The 2030-nt window shown below is 62.3% G+C and carries 2 protein-coding genes and 1 pseudogene; 2 read left to right on the top strand and 1 reads right to left on the bottom strand.

Annotated elements, in window-relative coordinates; all coding sequences use genetic code 11:
- Positions 1-7 precede the first annotated feature (7 nt).
- Together VFW69_RS04040 and VFW69_RS04035 are read left to right on the top strand one after the other, a co-directional pair.
- A pseudogene (locus VFW69_RS04040) lies at positions 8-267 on the top strand (transposase); the annotation flags it as partial.
- 19 nt (positions 268-286) lie between these two features.
- Positions 287-1792: a hypothetical protein gene (locus tag VFW69_RS04035; protein ID WP_526498423.1), complete on the top strand. Its 1506-nt coding sequence runs from the start codon at positions 287-289 to the stop codon at positions 1790-1792.
- A gap of 38 nt (positions 1793-1830) precedes the next feature.
- Here VFW69_RS04035 and VFW69_RS04030 read toward each other — a convergent pair.
- The coding region (locus VFW69_RS04030; protein ID WP_526498421.1) for a hypothetical protein at positions 1831-2030 on the bottom strand (200 nt) is incomplete at its 5' end.

Here is a 2030-nt window from a genome sequence, read left to right as displayed (position 1 = left end):
GTAGGCGTTGGGGGACGCGGTGGCGAGACCACGGGACGATCGTCAAAAGATCTGTTACGGCCGGCGCTGGAAGAGATCGTCGATCTGGGCCATCCGCTGGTGCGGCTGGCCCGCGAGATCGATTGGGGGTTTCTCGATCGGCGCTTTGCCAGCGTCTGCACGCCGGGGCCGGGTCAGCCCGGCCTGCCGACCCGGTTGGTGGCGGGGCTGTTCATCCTAAGCCGGCAGAGCCGGAACCAAAGAGGGGATAGCATCGTCCCCCGGTGGCAAAGCTGTCGAGAGCCAGATGACGGGATCGCTCGTGGAGCGCTATGACGATCGGATCGCCGGCGTGCTGTCCTGTTACGACCGGGTGGTGGTGACCGGGACGCTTCCCACGGTGTGCTACGCCGCGGGAATGACGAAGTTTCTCTACGCGATCGGGGTTCGCATCTTCGATTACCCGCAGTTTGCCTCGACGCTGCGCGACCGCGTGCGCGAGCGGGCGGCATCGCTGGCAGCGGAGGCGGGGATCACGATCGAACACATCGCCAAGAGCCACATCCGCAAGGAAGCGGTCGTGGCGGAGGTGCTGAAACGTCGTGGCGAACACCCCGGCCTGGTGCATGTCATCTCGGCGATGGAGGCGTGCGGCGCCTACCAGCCGTGGCATGACAAGCAGACGCACAAGACCTTCGTGCGGCCGGACAGCGGCAAGTGCCTACACTACTACTTCTATTTCATCGATCCCGAGCTTGGCCTGGTCTATCTGCGGGTGCCGACATGGGCACCGTTCCGCCTGCAATTCTACTGCAATGGTCACAGCTGGCTGGCGCGTCAACTGATGGCACAAGGCATCGGCTTCACCGCCGCCGACAATGCCTTCATTCGTATCGATGACTGGCAACGCGCTCAGGATCTGGCCGACCGGTTGTCGCCCGACCGGCTGCACCTAGTGCTTGACCGCTATGCCGCGCAGTGCTGCCCGGTGCTCGACGTATTCCGGCAATCCTACCACTGGAGCCTGATGCAGGTCGAGTACGCAACCGACCTGGTGTTCCGCTCAGTCGGGACGCTCAGGCCGCTCTACCAACATCTCGCCCGCGAGTCAGTGCTAAGCGTCAAGGCGGAGCACATCGCCAGCTTTCTCGGCCGTCAGATCAGCCCGCAACTGGCCCAGGAAATCGGTTCTCAGTTTTCCACTCGCATCGAGGGGACCTGCATCAAACACCGCTTCGCCAGTTCCTCGATCAAGATGTACGACAAGTACGGCTGCGTGCTCCGCATTGAGACGACAATCAACGACGTCTCCTTTTTCAAGCACCACCGCAAGGTGGAACATCGGCAGGGGCCGCCGACGCGGGTCCTCGCCCCCGTCAAGAAGACCATCTACAGCCTGATTGACCTACGTGAGATCATGCTCGGCTGCAACCGCCGCTATCTGGCGCACCTCGCAGCGCTCGACGACTTCTCGGCCGGTGTCCGTGCCCTCGACCGGCTCACCAAGCCGCGCACCGTCGAGCAGAAGACCCTCAAGGGAATCAACTTCTTTGACCCGGTCGATAATGCCTTGCTGCACGCGCTACAAAACCCCCGGGTCAACATCGCCGGCATCCACCGCGCCGACCTGCTCCCACTGCTCGACCAACTCTCTCCCGATCGCCTCTCACGCCAGCTTCGCCGGCTCCGCGACCTCGGCGTGATCAAGCGGGTCGCTGGAACCTATCGCTACTACCTCACTCGCATTGGCCGTGGCGCTACTGCAGCGCTCTGCCGTGTTACTCAAACCGTGATCATCCCGGCGCTCGCATAAACGAAAAATCTGTGCAGGAAGTCTCAAGAATTAGGTCGTTAGAGACTAACGGCATTCGCCTCGAATTTGCCTGCCAGCCCGAAGACGGCGAGACGCCCGCCGTGATACCCTGCATCACTCAGACGAAAGCAGAAGCGCGTGCTGAGCTCGAAACTCTGCCAGGCATCACGCCTGAATGGATCGAAAGGCGCCTCGCTGCACTGTAGGGTGACGGGAGCGAACTTTTGCGACGGCCTTT

This window comes from Mycobacterium sp. (assembly GCF_036273375.1).
Taxonomy (GTDB): Bacteria; Actinomycetota; Actinomycetes; order Mycobacteriales; family Mycobacteriaceae; genus Mycobacterium.
Note: the sequence above shows the minus strand (reverse complement) of the source record. Positions and strands in the feature narration are given on the sequence as shown.